General features: G+C 62.3%; 13 protein-coding genes. 11 read left to right on the top strand and 2 right to left on the bottom strand.

What is annotated here, in order from left to right:
• Positions 1–108: 108 nt before the first annotated feature.
• Positions 109–501: an ImmA/IrrE family metallo-endopeptidase gene (locus ABDW61_RS05200; RefSeq protein WP_343636863.1), complete on the bottom strand. Its 393-nt coding sequence runs from the start codon at positions 499–501 to the stop codon at positions 109–111.
• A gap of 407 nt (positions 502–908) precedes the next feature.
• Between ABDW61_RS05200 and ABDW61_RS05195 the strand changes: the two genes are divergently transcribed.
• Positions 909–1427, top strand: a complete 519-nt coding sequence (locus ABDW61_RS05195; RefSeq protein ID WP_343636861.1) for a helix-turn-helix transcriptional regulator — start codon at positions 909–911, stop codon at positions 1425–1427.
• A complete protein-coding gene (locus ABDW61_RS05190) occupies positions 1424–2101 on the top strand; it encodes a tyrosine-type recombinase/integrase (RefSeq protein WP_343636860.1) in 678 nt (225 codons plus the stop codon). Before ABDW61_RS05195 ends, ABDW61_RS05190 begins: the two co-directional genes overlap by 4 nt.
• An 18-nt stretch (positions 2102–2119) precedes the next feature.
• Here ABDW61_RS05190 and ABDW61_RS05185 read toward each other — a convergent pair whose 3' ends face one another.
• The gene (locus tag ABDW61_RS05185; protein WP_343636859.1) at positions 2120–2932 is read right to left on the bottom strand and encodes a hypothetical protein; all 813 of its coding nucleotides are present in this window, start codon (positions 2930–2932) and stop codon (positions 2120–2122) included.
• 325 nt (positions 2933–3257) lie between these two features.
• On the opposite strand from ABDW61_RS05185, the gene ABDW61_RS05180 reads away from it, so the two are divergent.
• The 9 genes from ABDW61_RS05180 to ABDW61_RS05140 all read left to right on the top strand — a co-directional run bounded on the left by ABDW61_RS05180 (position 3258) and on the right by ABDW61_RS05140 (position 12443).
• Positions 3258–4697 (top strand): integrase family protein, encoded by a 1440-nt coding sequence (locus ABDW61_RS05180; RefSeq protein WP_343636857.1) that lies wholly within the window; start codon positions 3258–3260, stop codon positions 4695–4697.
• Positions 4698–5097: 400 nt separating this feature from the next.
• Entirely contained in the window at positions 5098–5640 is a 543-nt protein-coding gene (locus tag ABDW61_RS05175) for a hypothetical protein (RefSeq protein WP_343636855.1), read from the top strand.
• Between the two features lie 357 nt (positions 5641–5997).
• Complete coding sequence (locus ABDW61_RS05170) at positions 5998–6318, top strand: hypothetical protein (protein ID WP_343636853.1); 321 nt, start codon at positions 5998–6000, stop codon at positions 6316–6318.
• Positions 6315–6668 carry a hypothetical protein gene (locus tag ABDW61_RS05165; protein WP_343636851.1) on the top strand — a complete coding sequence of 118 codons (354 nt, stop codon included), beginning with the start codon at positions 6315–6317 and terminating at the stop codon, positions 6666–6668. The genes ABDW61_RS05170 and ABDW61_RS05165 overlap by 4 nt, the downstream gene beginning before the upstream one ends.
• Positions 6665–7447, top strand: a complete 783-nt coding sequence (locus ABDW61_RS05160) for a helix-turn-helix domain-containing protein (RefSeq protein ID WP_343636849.1) — start codon at positions 6665–6667, stop codon at positions 7445–7447. Before ABDW61_RS05165 ends, ABDW61_RS05160 begins: the two co-directional genes overlap by 4 nt.
• On the top strand, positions 7428–8261 hold the full coding sequence (locus ABDW61_RS05155) for an ATP-binding protein (RefSeq protein ID WP_343636847.1): 834 nt from the start codon (positions 7428–7430) through the stop codon (positions 8259–8261). Before ABDW61_RS05160 ends, ABDW61_RS05155 begins: the two co-directional genes overlap by 20 nt.
• Positions 8262–8396: 135 nt before the next feature.
• The gene (locus tag ABDW61_RS05150) at positions 8397–8570 is read left to right on the top strand and encodes a hypothetical protein (protein ID WP_343636845.1); all 174 of its coding nucleotides are present in this window, start codon (positions 8397–8399) and stop codon (positions 8568–8570) included.
• 47 nt (positions 8571–8617) lie between these two features.
• Positions 8618–9280: a hypothetical protein gene (locus ABDW61_RS05145; RefSeq protein WP_343636843.1), complete on the top strand. Its 663-nt coding sequence runs from the start codon at positions 8618–8620 to the stop codon at positions 9278–9280.
• 16 nt (positions 9281–9296) lie between these two features.
• The gene (locus tag ABDW61_RS05140) at positions 9297–12443 is read left to right on the top strand and encodes a phage tail tape measure protein (protein ID WP_343636841.1); all 3147 of its coding nucleotides are present in this window, start codon (positions 9297–9299) and stop codon (positions 12441–12443) included.
• Positions 12444–12893: the final 450 nt, after the last annotated feature.

Raw genomic sequence — 12893 nt, 5'->3', positions numbered from 1 at the left:
CCCGACCGCGACAGACGCTCGGATGGAACACGCCGCTTCAGGCCTTTGCGCTCACCTTGGCAAATGCGCATCAGGCTCCAGTATCAATTCAATGACAGGTGTTGCGGTTCAAACTTGAGACCGCCCGGCATATTCGAGAACGTTCTCTGGCATCAGTAATTGCGCAGCGAATGCATTCGCCTCACGCTCAATCGGAGAGAGCACACCGGAGAAATTGGAAGCTGGATCCTCGCGATGCTGAGCACATTCGGGGGATACATGTCCCAACGCCAGATGGCCGATCTCGTGGGCGATGGTGAATCGCTGGCGAATGGTCGACTCAGAACTATTGCAATAAATGTGTGGAAGACCGGCCACTAATTCGATCTTTCCGCTGAGGGGGCCGAGGTCTGGTGAGGAGAACACATGCGCGCCCATTTTCTGAGCAATCGCCACCACATCCACTGGCAGCTTGCCGTCCCAAAAGGCGGCCAGGACATCGATGGCTCGACGATGGGTCATCTTGCGCCCTTCTTTAGTCGACGTGGGGGATATACGTTCGCGAATCTGCGGGCGATCGTCAATCACTCGTTCTGGAGCACGAACCCCTTGGTATAAGTAGCCTAGCTAGCCTAAGAGAAGGGGCCGAAGCAAGTTGGGGCTTCAAGCCGTCTGCGCCGGACGAATGTTCACAAGCAAAAGGCCCCTGACTCCGTTCGGAATCAGGGGCTTCGAATCTTTGGTGGCCAAGGGCGGAATCGAACCACCGCCACGCGGATTTTCAATCTCGGCGGAAGTCGAGTCGTGACAGGCACTTAGGCGAGGTTGCGCGCTCTTATCGGATCTGCATTCGTCCCCGCGAGCGGCGCAGATCAGCACAGGCGCGGCGGTCTTGTAGATGCCTCTGATGTGCGCAGCCCGAGTGGCGGGTGCTTCGACAATGGCCGTCCCGACGCGTGCCGCGTCAAGGGAAGGACCGATGGAGAACACCCCGAAGGACGATCAGCGCGAAACCCCCGGCCGCAGACACGAGCGATGCCGCGATTGGCCGCCGCCTTCGCGAGGCGCGCGAAGCGAAGGGAATGACCCAGCAGCAGGTGAGCGTCCGTTCCAAGTGGTCCGATCCTGACGAAAAGGGCGTGTCGCGGACCGCCATCGTGGGCTACGAAAGTGGATCTTCTCGTCCAGGCACGCGTGAGCTGCGGATCCTTTGCGAGGCGTTGCATGTCACGCCGAACCATCTGATCTACGGGTCCGAACACCCATTCCAGACTTCCCACGCTGCCCTTGAAGGGCTGCGGACCAAGCGCCGAGCTATCAAGGCGGCCATCCAAGTTGCGTTTCTCGTCATGGTGCTACGGGATCACGAACGCGACGCCCTGCTGAACCTTGCGAATTCGTTGGGGGGCACACGCTTGGGGACGAGCGTCTCGCCGGCCTCAAGATGATGGGCCTCCTGCTCACTCAAGATGTGCAGGACAAGATCAGGTCAAGCTTCCCGGATCTCTCGGACGAGGAGTTCGCCGCAGTCCCATTGGCTGAGTTGGCACAACGTCTGTCCCGCGAGGTGCCGGCGAACATCGGCACGAAGTTGAAGTTCAACGACGATGGGGAAATCGTAGGGGGCGAGCGCTATGTCAGCGACGAGGAGTTCCGGGCCGTGTGGGAGCAGGCAGACCAAACGCTGCGCGATGCGATGGACCTGGCGCTTCTCAGCGGTCAGCGGCCGGCGGACGTGGTGAAGATCAAGCGCGAGGACCTGCGGGACGGGGCGTTGTGGATCGTGCAGAACAAGACGAAGGCCAAGCGTGCCATTGAGGTGACGGGCGAGCTGGCTGCGTTGATCGAACGCATCGACGCCAGACCGCGCGAGCGCCTAAGTGCCTGGCTGATTCAGGACGATGACGGGAAGCCGCTGGGCACATTTGCTCTACGCTCACGCTTCGACAAAGCGCGGCGTGCGGCCGGTGTGGATTTCCAGTTTCGGGACATCCGTGCCAAGGCCGCGACTGACACCGGGGACCTTGCGCACTCGCAAAAATTGCTCGGTCATCGAAATCGCGACATGACTGAACACTATGTGCGGGCTCGAATGGGCGAGCGCGTTCTTCCGCTCCGATAGGGCGAGGTCGGCCTGTCGCTATGCATCGGAGCTGAGCACCACTGACGTGCCTTCCAGCCCGAAGGTTGCACCGCCGACCAAGACTACGCCGTCGTCAAACCAGGAGCTGCCCTCTGGGTGGCTTGGGCGTTGTGGATAGGCGTACGCCTTGTCAAAAGCCCATGGTGCCACGCCGCTCAACGTCCTCAGTACGTCGTGCGCGATCTGCCGCATGCAATGCAATTCGATGTTTTTGATCGGGGTTGCTGGCATGCCGTTCTTGCTCACATTCCAGCCGAGCGAAACCCCAGACTTCCAGCCGACAAAGTGCTTATCGAGCTCTGCGTCAACGTGAGCGCCTCCGTCCGTCGAGGCGACATGCGAAACGAGATCTAGGCGGCTGGCCAAGTTGCCGCCCGTGTCACGCAATACGGGACTGGTCCACCAATCGGAGTAAGGGGCATTCGGAAACCTTGCCGGCTCCCGATTGTCAAGCGGCGCATAGAAGGCGGCTCCTCCCGGCCAGAAGACCAGGTTGACCAAGCCGCACGCTGGAATCAGCCCTTTCGGACGCTGATTTCCAATGACGCTCAGATGCTCAGCACGAATGGATGTTGCGGTATTCAAGAACCGATGCCGCACCAAGTTCAGTTGGTGCAGAAGTGGGCTAGTCCTGTTGCCCTTTCGGTTGGTGTTCGGCGCATAGAGGAGCGTTCTCAAAACCGCCGCGATCTGCTTTCCGGCAACTATCGCCCCCCCGTCGAAATTCTCGACTGCCAGCTGCAACATTGAAACCTGCTCATGGAGCGCTTCACGTAGCTCAGCAGGAGTGCGCCTCACGCGGTTGCTCATGGCTGCTCCGATTTGTAGACAAGCGGATCAAATAGTAGAAAAGCCCCGGGTAGACGAACTACGCGGGGCTTTTTGCAAGTGCGTGATGGCACTCATGAATTCTGGTGGCCAAGGGCGGAATCGAACCACCGACACGCGGATTTTCAATCCTCGCGTCTCAACGTGCATGGATGTGCGGCGACGTTCATGCTTCCTATACGAATCAATGAGTTGCCGTGTTCGTACTGTTCATATGTACAGTTTCTGTTATCATCCGTGTGCATCAAAATGCATTCGAATCGGCTACATGGCGGCTACATAGAGGCCGCGCTACTCGGTGGCACTCATGGCACGTCCATCCAAAAGCTCTCCTCTTGACCTGACGCAGCCGGCAGAGTTGACCACTGGCGTCATCGACCGGTTGATCTGTCCGACGGGAAAGACACAGGCATTCCTTCGCGACACCAAGGCTCCAGGCCTGCGGGTTCGAGTCACCGCCGCGGGCGCGAAAAGCTTCGTCTTCGAGGCCAAGGTCAACCAGAGGAACATGCGTCGCACGATCGGCGATGTCCGGTCCTGGACGATCGACGAGGCCCGCATCGAGGCGCGTCGGCTCGCAGTATTGAAGGACGCAGGGACCGATCCTAGGGACCTCGATCGAAAGACTCAGGCGGACAGGAAGGCGCGCGCCGCGGAGGATGCGGCGAACGCGCTGACCGTCGGCCAAGCTTGGGGGCGATACCTCGCGGACCGGCGACCACATTGGGGTGACCGCAACTATGCCGACCATGCCAAGATGACTCAGTCCGGAGGAGCACCCAGAAAGCGGATGCCCGGCGTGGTGACGAAGCCAGGCCCGCTGGCTCCCCTGATGGCCCTGCGGCTTGTCGATCTAACACCCCAAGCAGTTGAGCAGTGGGCCGTGAGGGAAGCGGTTGAGCGGCCAGCTCGTGTGCGCCTCGCGCTGCGTTTGTTGAAGGCATTCTTGCGCTGGGCCGAAGAGGAGCAGGACCTCAGGGGGCGGGTCCACGTGGCCGCGGCCAATGCGCGGAAGGCGAAGGAGGCAGCGGGGCGCCCTGGGGCGAAGGACGACGTGCTGCAGCGTGGCCAACTCGCGGCTTGGTTTGAGCAAGTTCAGAGCATCCCCAATGCAACGATCTCCGCCTATCTCCAGACGCTGCTTCTCGTTGGCGCGAGGCCAGGCGAAGTGCTCACTCTGAAATGGGAGGACGTTGACCTCCTTTGGAAGAGCCTGACGATCAGGGACAAGGTTGAGGGGGAGCGGGTCATCCCGCTGACGCCATACGTGGAGCGCCTCTTGGCCAGCCTTCCAAAGCGCAATGGTTGGGTCTTTGCAAGCCTCCGAGCGGTGAGCATGGAGGATCACCACGTCCAACGCCGTGGGCGTCGACGCGCCGCGGCTGGTCTGCCGGCCGAGGTGGATCCGCTGGTCGACCGAAGCGTGTCGGGGCACATTTCGGAGCCACGGGCAGCGCACTCGAGGGCATGCATGGCGGCGGGGATTGACGGCCTGACCCTTCACGGCCTTCGTCGCAGCTTCTCGAGCCTGACTGAGTGGCTGGAGATTCCGGCCGGCGTCGTGGCTCAGATCCAGGGACACAAACCGAGTGCGACCGCGGAGAAGCACTACAAGCGCAGGCCGCTTGATCTCCTGCGGGTGCATCACGTGAAGATTGAAGCCTGGATTCTTGAGCAGGCCGGTATCGAGATTGAAGAACATGCTGTTCAGCACGGTCCGCGTTTGGCTACAGGAGCACCCGCGTAGGACCACAGTCATGCCCCGGCTAGGCCCGCGAACCGAAGAGCGGGTAACCCTGCCCGCCTGCCGGGGTACCTCAATAGGGAAGCACTTAGGGCGTGCTGTGGGCGAAGATCAATCTGCTGATGGGTGGGAATGGGCGTCGCGCCCAGCTACTCGCCCGGTCCGCGCGAAGGACTTACTGGACGGAATCGGTTCAGAGATTCTGCGCGGCTTGCTCCTGTGCGAAGACCACGAGGAGATTCGATGGAGCCACGGTTGTTCGATCGATGAAGCTCGCGTCTCGCTCGCATGCAGCGACTTGGCGACGCTTCGAATGTGGGACCTTGAGGCACTCGTGCAGGCGGCAACTATCTGTTCGAGCGAAGAGCAACGGGTGAGCTGGGGGCACGAGACCCGAGAGGCAATGAACCGACGCGTCGCGCTAGCAATGTGCGTTCCAGGCACACCGCCATTGATGTCGCCAGCCGACGGAGTTCTGTTCCTTCGCGGCGCCGGCATCCACGTTTATTTCGAACTCGTCGATGCCGTCGCTGTGATGACGATCAGAGAGGAGGGAGGTATCTCGAAGTACCGAGAGCTCAAGCGCCTTTCGCCTGGTGCGTTGAGCGACCCTGCTATTGCATCCGAAGAGGGCGCCCCCAACCCCTTGACGCATTCGGCGTCGCCCCAGCAGTTGCCTTCTCAGGAGAGTGCCTCCTTCAAGAACTGGCGAAATCTTGTGAAGCCCTATGTTCTACACGTGCTCGGAAGCCGGCCAACGCTGACCGGCAAGGAGCTATTCAGGGCACTTGAGGCGGCGGCGAATGATGACCCAGATTGCCCATTTGAGATCGGCGTCGGCAGCGACCGCGGAAAGCTGGTCGTCCGCCAAATCCCTCAAGCAGTGAGCTCGAAGACCATCGAGAACTGGATGAAGGAACTGAAGCTCGCTCTCCGCAAGACGTAGTGAAGTCTTCCGTTTCCCCAGGGAGTCGAGGGAACGTCCCGGGAAATCGGGGAATGAAAACTTCGGAACCATCCAAGCAACGCCGAGCAGGCGAAGGATGTTTCCGATGTTCAACGATACCCACCAGGTCACCGCGACGACTGCAGCCTCCCATGGCACCTCGTTGTTCCCGGCGCTTGACCAAGAAACCAGACCCACTGTCACTACGGAGCAAGCGGCCTACTACCTGAGTCGCAAGCCCCGGACGTTGCGCGTCTGGGCCTGCTATGACAGCGGCCCACTCCAACCGCGGCGAGTCGGCGGCCGCCTCGCGTGGCCCATGGCCGACATCCGCCGTGTGCTGGGAGTCTCCGCCTGATGGCCGGAGAGGTCCTTCCCGGCGTCATCGCCGGATGCGTTGATCCCGACGCATTCGCCAGAAATGGGAAGGCCCGGTCAGCCGTTGCAGCGGCGCCGGGCCATCAGGAAGTCGAACGCCTTCATTTTCCACAGACCGACGCCGAACGCAAGAGCCTCCGGAATCTCCGCGACCTCCAAGCTCGATTCGCCTTGCTGGGTCTGGCACTTCATCGAACCGACGAAGGCTTCCTGCTGGTCGATTCCGTCGGCCGCGCCCGCGCGCTGCGCGAAGTTGAGCAGGCGGAGCGACTTCTCGAGGACCTGGGAGGTGCGCGATGAGCGACATCGACCAACGTCCGCTCTTCAACGCCGATGGGTCGCCGGCTGACACGCCATTCCTAGGTCCGAAGAGTCCGCGGCAGGAACGCGTCTTGGCGGCTCTCATGACAGGCGCCCCGCTCACGAACGCTCACGTCCGCAGGATCGCTGGAGCAGCGAACGGGCCCGACGTGGTTGCAAAGCTGCGCGCCCGTGGCCTCAGCGCCGCAAACGAGTTGATCACCGAATTCGTTGACGTTACTGATGTGGATGGCGAAGTGGCGCGTATCGGCCGCTGGCGATTGACCGACCGCGGACAAGCCAAGGTCGCCGCCTGGAAGGCTGGGCATCAGCCGAGGGAGGCCGCTTGAGCGTCAAGGCACTTTCCATCGTTTTCGATGCACCCATCCGACCGCCGACCAACAAGCTCCTCGCGGCCGTGATGGCGGACTGGTGCGACGACCGGGGCGGCAGTCTCTTTCCATCGATGTCCAGAATCGCCGAGAAGGTCGGTATCAGCCGCAGCCAGGCGCAGCGAATCGTCCATTCATTCATGGAGCAGGGCCTGCTGTCGGTGGTCGCCAACGGTGCGGGCGGCAAGCCCGGCATGGCTCCGCACTATCGCCTTCACCTCGAGCGCATCGCAGCCCTGGCCGAGACGGGTGGCGTCAGTGCGACGGGTCGCATAGATGCGACGGGTAGCGCCGGCGCGCAAGAGGGGTCGCATGGATGCGCGCAAGGGGTCGCACCCATGCACGAGACGGGTCGCACCGATGCGACCCTAACCACCATAGAACCGTTAGTGAACCACCATGTACCCGTAAAGGCACGCAAGTGTGGGGACGATTCGTTGGTCCTTCCCGATTGGATCTCTCAGGACACGTGGCGCGACTTCGAGCAGATGCGGAAGTCCATGCGCAAGCCGATGACGTCGGCGGCATCGCGCCTGATCGTCAAGAAGCTGGGAGAACTGCGCGAGCAGGGCCAAGAGCCGCAGCGAGTGCTGGAGCAGTCGATCCAGAACTCCTGGGTCGGAGTGTTCCCGCTCAAGGGAGCAAGAGGCACGCCGGCAAGCCGCCCTTCTCGCCATTCCGGCTTCGATGAGTTGGACTACAGCAAGGGGGTCGGCGATGACGGATCGCTCAACTGACGACGTTCCAAGCCCGCGCGCGGCGCTCTCGTCGCGCACGGACCTGGGCACGAAGGACGCGGTATGCCCGGAGCACGGGGAGTTCGGGTCGAAGGGGTTCCGCCTGGAGGCCTGGAAGCGGGAGATCTGGTTGCAGTGCCCGCAGTGCCAGCAGGCCGCCGAGCGCGAGCAGCGCGACGAGGAGCGCCGCCGGCAGGCGGACAGGCTGGCACGCGAGCGCCAAGAGGCTATCGGCCAGACCTGCATCCCGCTGCGGTTCCAGGACCGGACCTTCGAGTCCTTCCACGCGGCGGACGAGGTGCAGCTTCGAGCGCTGACGGTCGTCCGCGACTTCACCGAAGGATTCGTCGCCTACGCGTCGAAGGGAAGTGGCCTGATCCTCTCGGGCAAGCCCGGCACCGGCAAGACGCACCTCGCTTCGGCCGCGATGCTCGCGCTGATGGGCTCGGGCCGCTGGGTGCAGTACGTGACCTGCATGGGGATGATCCGCATGGTCCGCGAGACGTGGTCGCGCAATTCGGAGCGCACCGAGCGCGAGGTCCTTCGGCTGCTGGGATCGGAGATCGACCTGCTGGTGATCGATGAGGTCGGCGTGCAGTACGGTACCGAGGGCGAGCAGAACATCGTGTTCGATGTGCTGGACCGGCGGTATGCGGAGGTGCGGCCATCGATCCTCATCACGAACCAGGATGCGCAAGGGCTCAAGTCTTCGCTGGGCGAGCGCACCTTCGATCGACTGCGCCAGACCCATGCTCTGGTGAAGTTCGATTGGCCCAGCTACCGGCGTACGGCGCGCAAGGAGACCGAGGCATGAAGGTTCCCGCGATCCTCGGCGAGTCCGGGCTGGGAGAAGACGGTGAGCCGTATCCAACACGCACGGCCCCAGACACAGGATGACCGCGCAGTTCTGCGCAGTCCCGACGTTCATCAACCCAATCCATTAAACGCAATGCAAACCAACAACCGTCCCCAAACCCCCTCCGAGATCGAAGCAGAGAAGCGCCAACGCGAGCACGACCAGCGTTGGCCGTTGGCATCCGCTGACCGTGATGTCCGGCGTCAAGCCATCGCTGACTTCATGCGGCGAACTGCCGCGAAGACCGACGGCGCGAGCTCGCGCTGAGGAGGACACATGTCCCCAGCCGTCCTCACCGCCCCGGAGGTGTGTGCATGACCATCCTCAACTCCTTCTGCGATTCCCGCACGCTCATCGTCGAAGCCGGAGCCTCGGGATGGAAGCTTGCTGGAACGCGCACCGATGGAACACCCTTCGAAGAGGCTCTCGAGCCGGGGCCTAGGGTGCACGTTGTCGCGCGTTACGGTGCGGTCGTCGCTGCACGGGGCGACGAATCGTTCCTGACGGGGCTATCGCTGGCAGCTGAGCTCATGGCTCACAAGGACTTCGACGAGTTCATGGATGCGTTCGACGCGCTTCTCCGGGCCGTCTTTGATCAGCACCGAAGGGACATCCGCCCGACCCACGCGCCAGCAGAGAAAGGCGTTCGGTATCCCGAGGGGATCGTTGGCGGATTCTCGAAGTCGCGAGGGCGCATCAGAGCTGCGATCTTCTCCTTTGATCCGGAGTTGGACGAGTTCCAAATGACCGATCCCATCGTCCCTGGCTTCCTGATCACCCCATGGTTCGAGGACCTGACGCCACAGACCGCATCGGAATTTGCAGCGGTCGGGCTTGACGCGCTTCCTTTGAAGCAGTTCTGCCAAGCGCGGCAGAGGCACCCCAGCATCGCGACCGACGGATTAGTTCTGCGCGTGCACGTGTCCGATGCCGGGCTGACCCTTTCCACCCGCATTGTTGCGGGCGATTCGAACTAACAGACTGGCTACAACGATGGCTGACGAAATCACCACCCTCGGTCTAGGCGTCGACACCTCTGAGGTCAAGTCGGCGAACAAGGACCTGGACCAACTCACGAACTCGGCCAATCAAGCCGGGAGCGCGGCAGAGGCCATGCAGCAGGCGATGCTTGGCGCGGCGCAAGCCACGCAGGCCGCAGTCGCTCGCCTTGAGGCCATCGTCAAGGAATCCGCCAGCGCGACGCTGTCGCTGGCGGCCGCGATGTCCAAGGCTAGCGGAGCCAACGAGGATCTGGCCGCGTCCACGAAGAAGGTGGGCGATGCCGGCGATCGACTGCTTGACTCGCTGCGCGACCAGGTCGGCACCTTCGGGTTGTCGGTCGATCAACTGTTGCGGTATCGGGCCGCTCAGGCTGGCGTCACCGATGCTGCGGATCCGCTCATCACGAAGCTGACGCAGCAGCGCGCGGCCCAGAAGGCAGCGGCGGACGCCGCTGCGGCTGAAGCCGACGCGCTACGCAAGGTGGCGCAGGAGAAGCTCGCTGCTGAGCGTGCGCAGTCTGGCTTCCTGGATTCGCTGCGACAGCAGGCGGACACGCTCGGCATGTCGGCCACGGAGATCCTGCGCTACCGAGCCGCGCAACTGGGCGTCTCCGGAGACGCCGACACGTACATCAAGCGCATCGAGGCCGCGAACGACAAGACGCGCACGTACGGTGCAGGCATGAAGCTCACGGCCCACGAAGCCCAGCAACTGAGCTTCCAGCTGAATGATCTGTTCGTCCAGATCGCATCGGGTCAATCTCCGATCCAAGCCATCATTCAGCAGGGTTCGCAGCTGAGCGGGACTTTTGGTGGTCTCGGAAACACGTTCGCGGCGCTCTCGTCGGTGTTCACTCTCTCTCGCATCGCAACCGCTGGCGTAGTAGGAGCTATCGCGAGCGTCGCCGCGGCAGCCTACCAGGGCTCTCAGCAGAGCAATGAGTTGCGCAAGATGCTGGTTCTGACCGGCAACGCCGCAGGCTTGACGGAAGGCAAGTTCAACAGCTTGGCCGAGTCGATCGCAACCTCTACCCGCACCACAATCTCATCCAGCAGAGAGATCCTCCAGGGCGTTGCCGCTGGGGGGCAGTTGAGCGGTGATGCGCTGGAGGCCACGTCCAAAGCGGCGGCCTCCTTCGCAAAGGTGACCGGCCAGTCGACCGAGGAGGTCGTCAAAAACTTCGGATCGGTCGCTGATGGCGCCTCGGCTTGGGCCGAGCGCATGAACAAGTCGTACAACTTCCTCAGCGCGGAGCAACTGAAGTACATCCGCCAATTGGAGGACCAACAACGCGGTGATGAGGCGGTAATTCTCACGATGACCGCATTCAATCGTCGCCTGCTTGAGGCTGGCGAGAACGTGAGCACCCTTGAGAAGGTGTGGGGAGCCGCAAAGCGTGAGCTCTCAGGCTATGTGGAGGAACTTCAGAAGCTTGGCCGAACGCCGTCGATTGATGACCAGTTGACGAAGGCGAAGGAAACCTACGATTTCTGGTCCGGAATCACCGGTACCTCAGGTGGAATGACCGGGTTCAATCCGCTGAACGCTCTTTTCGGCGGGAAAACTGAGCAGGCCCGTGCAGCGCTCCAGGCGCTTCAGGATCAGAAGAAGGCTGCCGAGGATACGGCGAAGGCGCAGGCGGACTCAGCCGAGCTCGAGCGTACGCGCAAGACTCTCAACGATCAGATTACAGCGAGCAAGGGGAGGCAGGCTCGCTATGACAAGGCCATCGACGACGCGAACAAGTTGCTCGACAAGGCGCAGGCAACGCCAGAGCAGCGCAAGGCGCTACTCAAGAGTCTTGAGGACCAGTTCGATCCCGGCATTGCCGCTGCGCGTTCCGCGTCGAGCGTGCAGTCGATCCAGCGCACGCTTTCAACGCTCACCTCCTCCTACCAGGACGCCGAGTCGATTCTTGACGCGACCAGACAGGCGGGGCTGATCGCTGACCGCGAATACTACGATGCCAAGCGTGCGTTCATCAACCTGAATCGTGACGCGCAAGTGAAGGCGCTGAACGACGAGAACGCGGCGCTTCAGCTGGCATCACGCCGAGAGAACATCACCACTGCCGAGCGCATCGGATACCAGGACAAGATCAAGGACAACGCCGCGCAGATCGCGCAGATCAATGCCAAGGCTGGGGCTGCGACGGTGACGCTTGGAATGCAGCAGAGTTCCGCTGCCCAGGCGGCGGCTCGTGCGTATCAGGAGGCGCGCCAGTCAGCTCAGGACTATCTCGACACCCTGACGCGCTCTCAGAACCGGGAACTTGCGCTGATGGGCGCAGGCAATCAGGCACGCCAGCGCGAGCAGGGCCGCAGTCAGATCGAGGATCGCTACGACCAGCAGCGCCGCGCGCTGGAGAACAACAAGCAACTGCTCGAGCTGGAAGGCAAGTTCAACTCTGACGCCCGCAAGAAGTACGAGGACCAACTCAGCCTCATTGGCGAGTTCCGCGAGAAGGCTCTGACTGAGTGGGACAAGTACTACGACGCCAGGACGGCACGAGAGCAGGACTGGACGGTGGGCGCCAGCGAGGCCCTAGCGAACTACGCCGACAACGCAGCCAACACCGCCAAGCAGATGGAGCAGGTCTGGGGTAACGCTGCCAAGAGCATGGAGGACGCGCTTGTCACGTTCGCGACGACAGGGAAGCTGAACTTCAAGAGCCTGGCGAATTCGATCATTGCCGATCTGCTTCGGGTCGAGGCGCAGCGCGTCACGAGTTCCATCTTCAGCAGTGTCCTCGGCTTGGCTGGGTCGTTCTTCGGAGGCATCTCTGTGAGCCCTGGAAACGCCACCTCTGGCATCACGAGCGACACGATTCTTCCGAACGTGCTTCGCGGAGGTCGCGCTATCGGCGGACCGGTGTCGGCCGGAGGTGTCTACCGCATCAACGAGGAGAGCCGTCCGGAGGTCGCCACGGTGGGGGGGAAGGACTACCTGCTCACCGGAGGTCAGGGCGGCACCGTGCGCCCGGCGGCTGAAGCCGGACCTGCGGTCAACGTGAACGTGAACATTGGCCAGGGCGTGACACGCAATGAGGTTGCAGCCCTAGTCCCGACCATCGTCAAGCAAGTCCAGGCTGCCGTGCAGCGAGATCAGCGTCGCGAGTCGACATTTGGGCGTGGCTGAGGTCGGCCGGGCGGTTTCCAGCCTTGGTTTCCAGGGCTGGTTTCCACAAGAACGGCCGCGCCGGGTTAGGTCAGCGGTCTCCGTCGGGACCACTTCGCCGGCTGGTGCTGTGCAGACCAAAGTAGGTAGGCGATGAGCCGTCTGGCCGAATCTCCGGCCCGGTTCCACTCCTCGGCATTGAATCCCTCCACCTCAAGAGAGCCGACCCGCGATCTGACGCCGCGGGTGTTTGAGGTTTTGCCCCGGGCCGAACTGCCCGGGGTCTTTTCTTCTTTCTCCCTGTCCATGACCAACTGTCGCCCAGCGCGACGCACGGATCAACGTGAGGGTCGACTGACGATTCACTGGCGCGCGCCGGTTAGCGTTTGGCGGTTAGCGCGCTGGTTAGTGCGCACTGCCAGGTTGACGGCATTCGACCGTATCCCTCAGGCAAGCGGCGGAACCGTCAAC

The sequence above is a fragment of the Roseateles sp. genome (assembly GCF_039595595.1).
Taxonomy (GTDB): Bacteria; Pseudomonadota; Gammaproteobacteria; order Burkholderiales; family Burkholderiaceae_C; genus Roseateles.
Note: the sequence above shows the minus strand (reverse complement) of the source record. Positions and strands in the feature narration are given on the sequence as shown.

Bases quoted from the DNA above. Each gene is read 5' to 3' on its own strand.
- ABDW61_RS05200 (WP_343636863.1), bottom strand. From the start codon at position 501: ATGACCCATCGTCGAGCCATCGATGTCCTGGCCGCCTTTTGGGACGGC.
- ABDW61_RS05190 (WP_343636860.1), top strand. From the start codon at position 1,424: ATGATGGGCCTCCTGCTCACTCAAGATGTGCAGGACAAGATCAGGTCA.
- ABDW61_RS05185 (WP_343636859.1), bottom strand. From the start codon at position 2,932: ATGAGCAACCGCGTGAGGCGCACTCCTGCTGAGCTACGTGAAGCGCTC.
- ABDW61_RS05180 (WP_343636857.1), top strand. From the start codon at position 3,258: ATGGCACGTCCATCCAAAAGCTCTCCTCTTGACCTGACGCAGCCGGCA.
- ABDW61_RS05175 (WP_343636855.1), top strand. From the start codon at position 5,098: ATGAACCGACGCGTCGCGCTAGCAATGTGCGTTCCAGGCACACCGCCA.
- ABDW61_RS05170 (WP_343636853.1), top strand. From the start codon at position 5,998: ATGGCCGGAGAGGTCCTTCCCGGCGTCATCGCCGGATGCGTTGATCCC.
- ABDW61_RS05165 (WP_343636851.1), top strand. From the start codon at position 6,315: ATGAGCGACATCGACCAACGTCCGCTCTTCAACGCCGATGGGTCGCCG.
- ABDW61_RS05155 (WP_343636847.1), top strand. From the start codon at position 7,428: ATGACGGATCGCTCAACTGACGACGTTCCAAGCCCGCGCGCGGCGCTC.
- ABDW61_RS05150 (WP_343636845.1), top strand. From the start codon at position 8,397: ATGCAAACCAACAACCGTCCCCAAACCCCCTCCGAGATCGAAGCAGAG.
- ABDW61_RS05145 (WP_343636843.1), top strand. From the start codon at position 8,618: ATGACCATCCTCAACTCCTTCTGCGATTCCCGCACGCTCATCGTCGAA.
- ABDW61_RS05140 (WP_343636841.1), top strand. From the start codon at position 9,297: ATGGCTGACGAAATCACCACCCTCGGTCTAGGCGTCGACACCTCTGAG.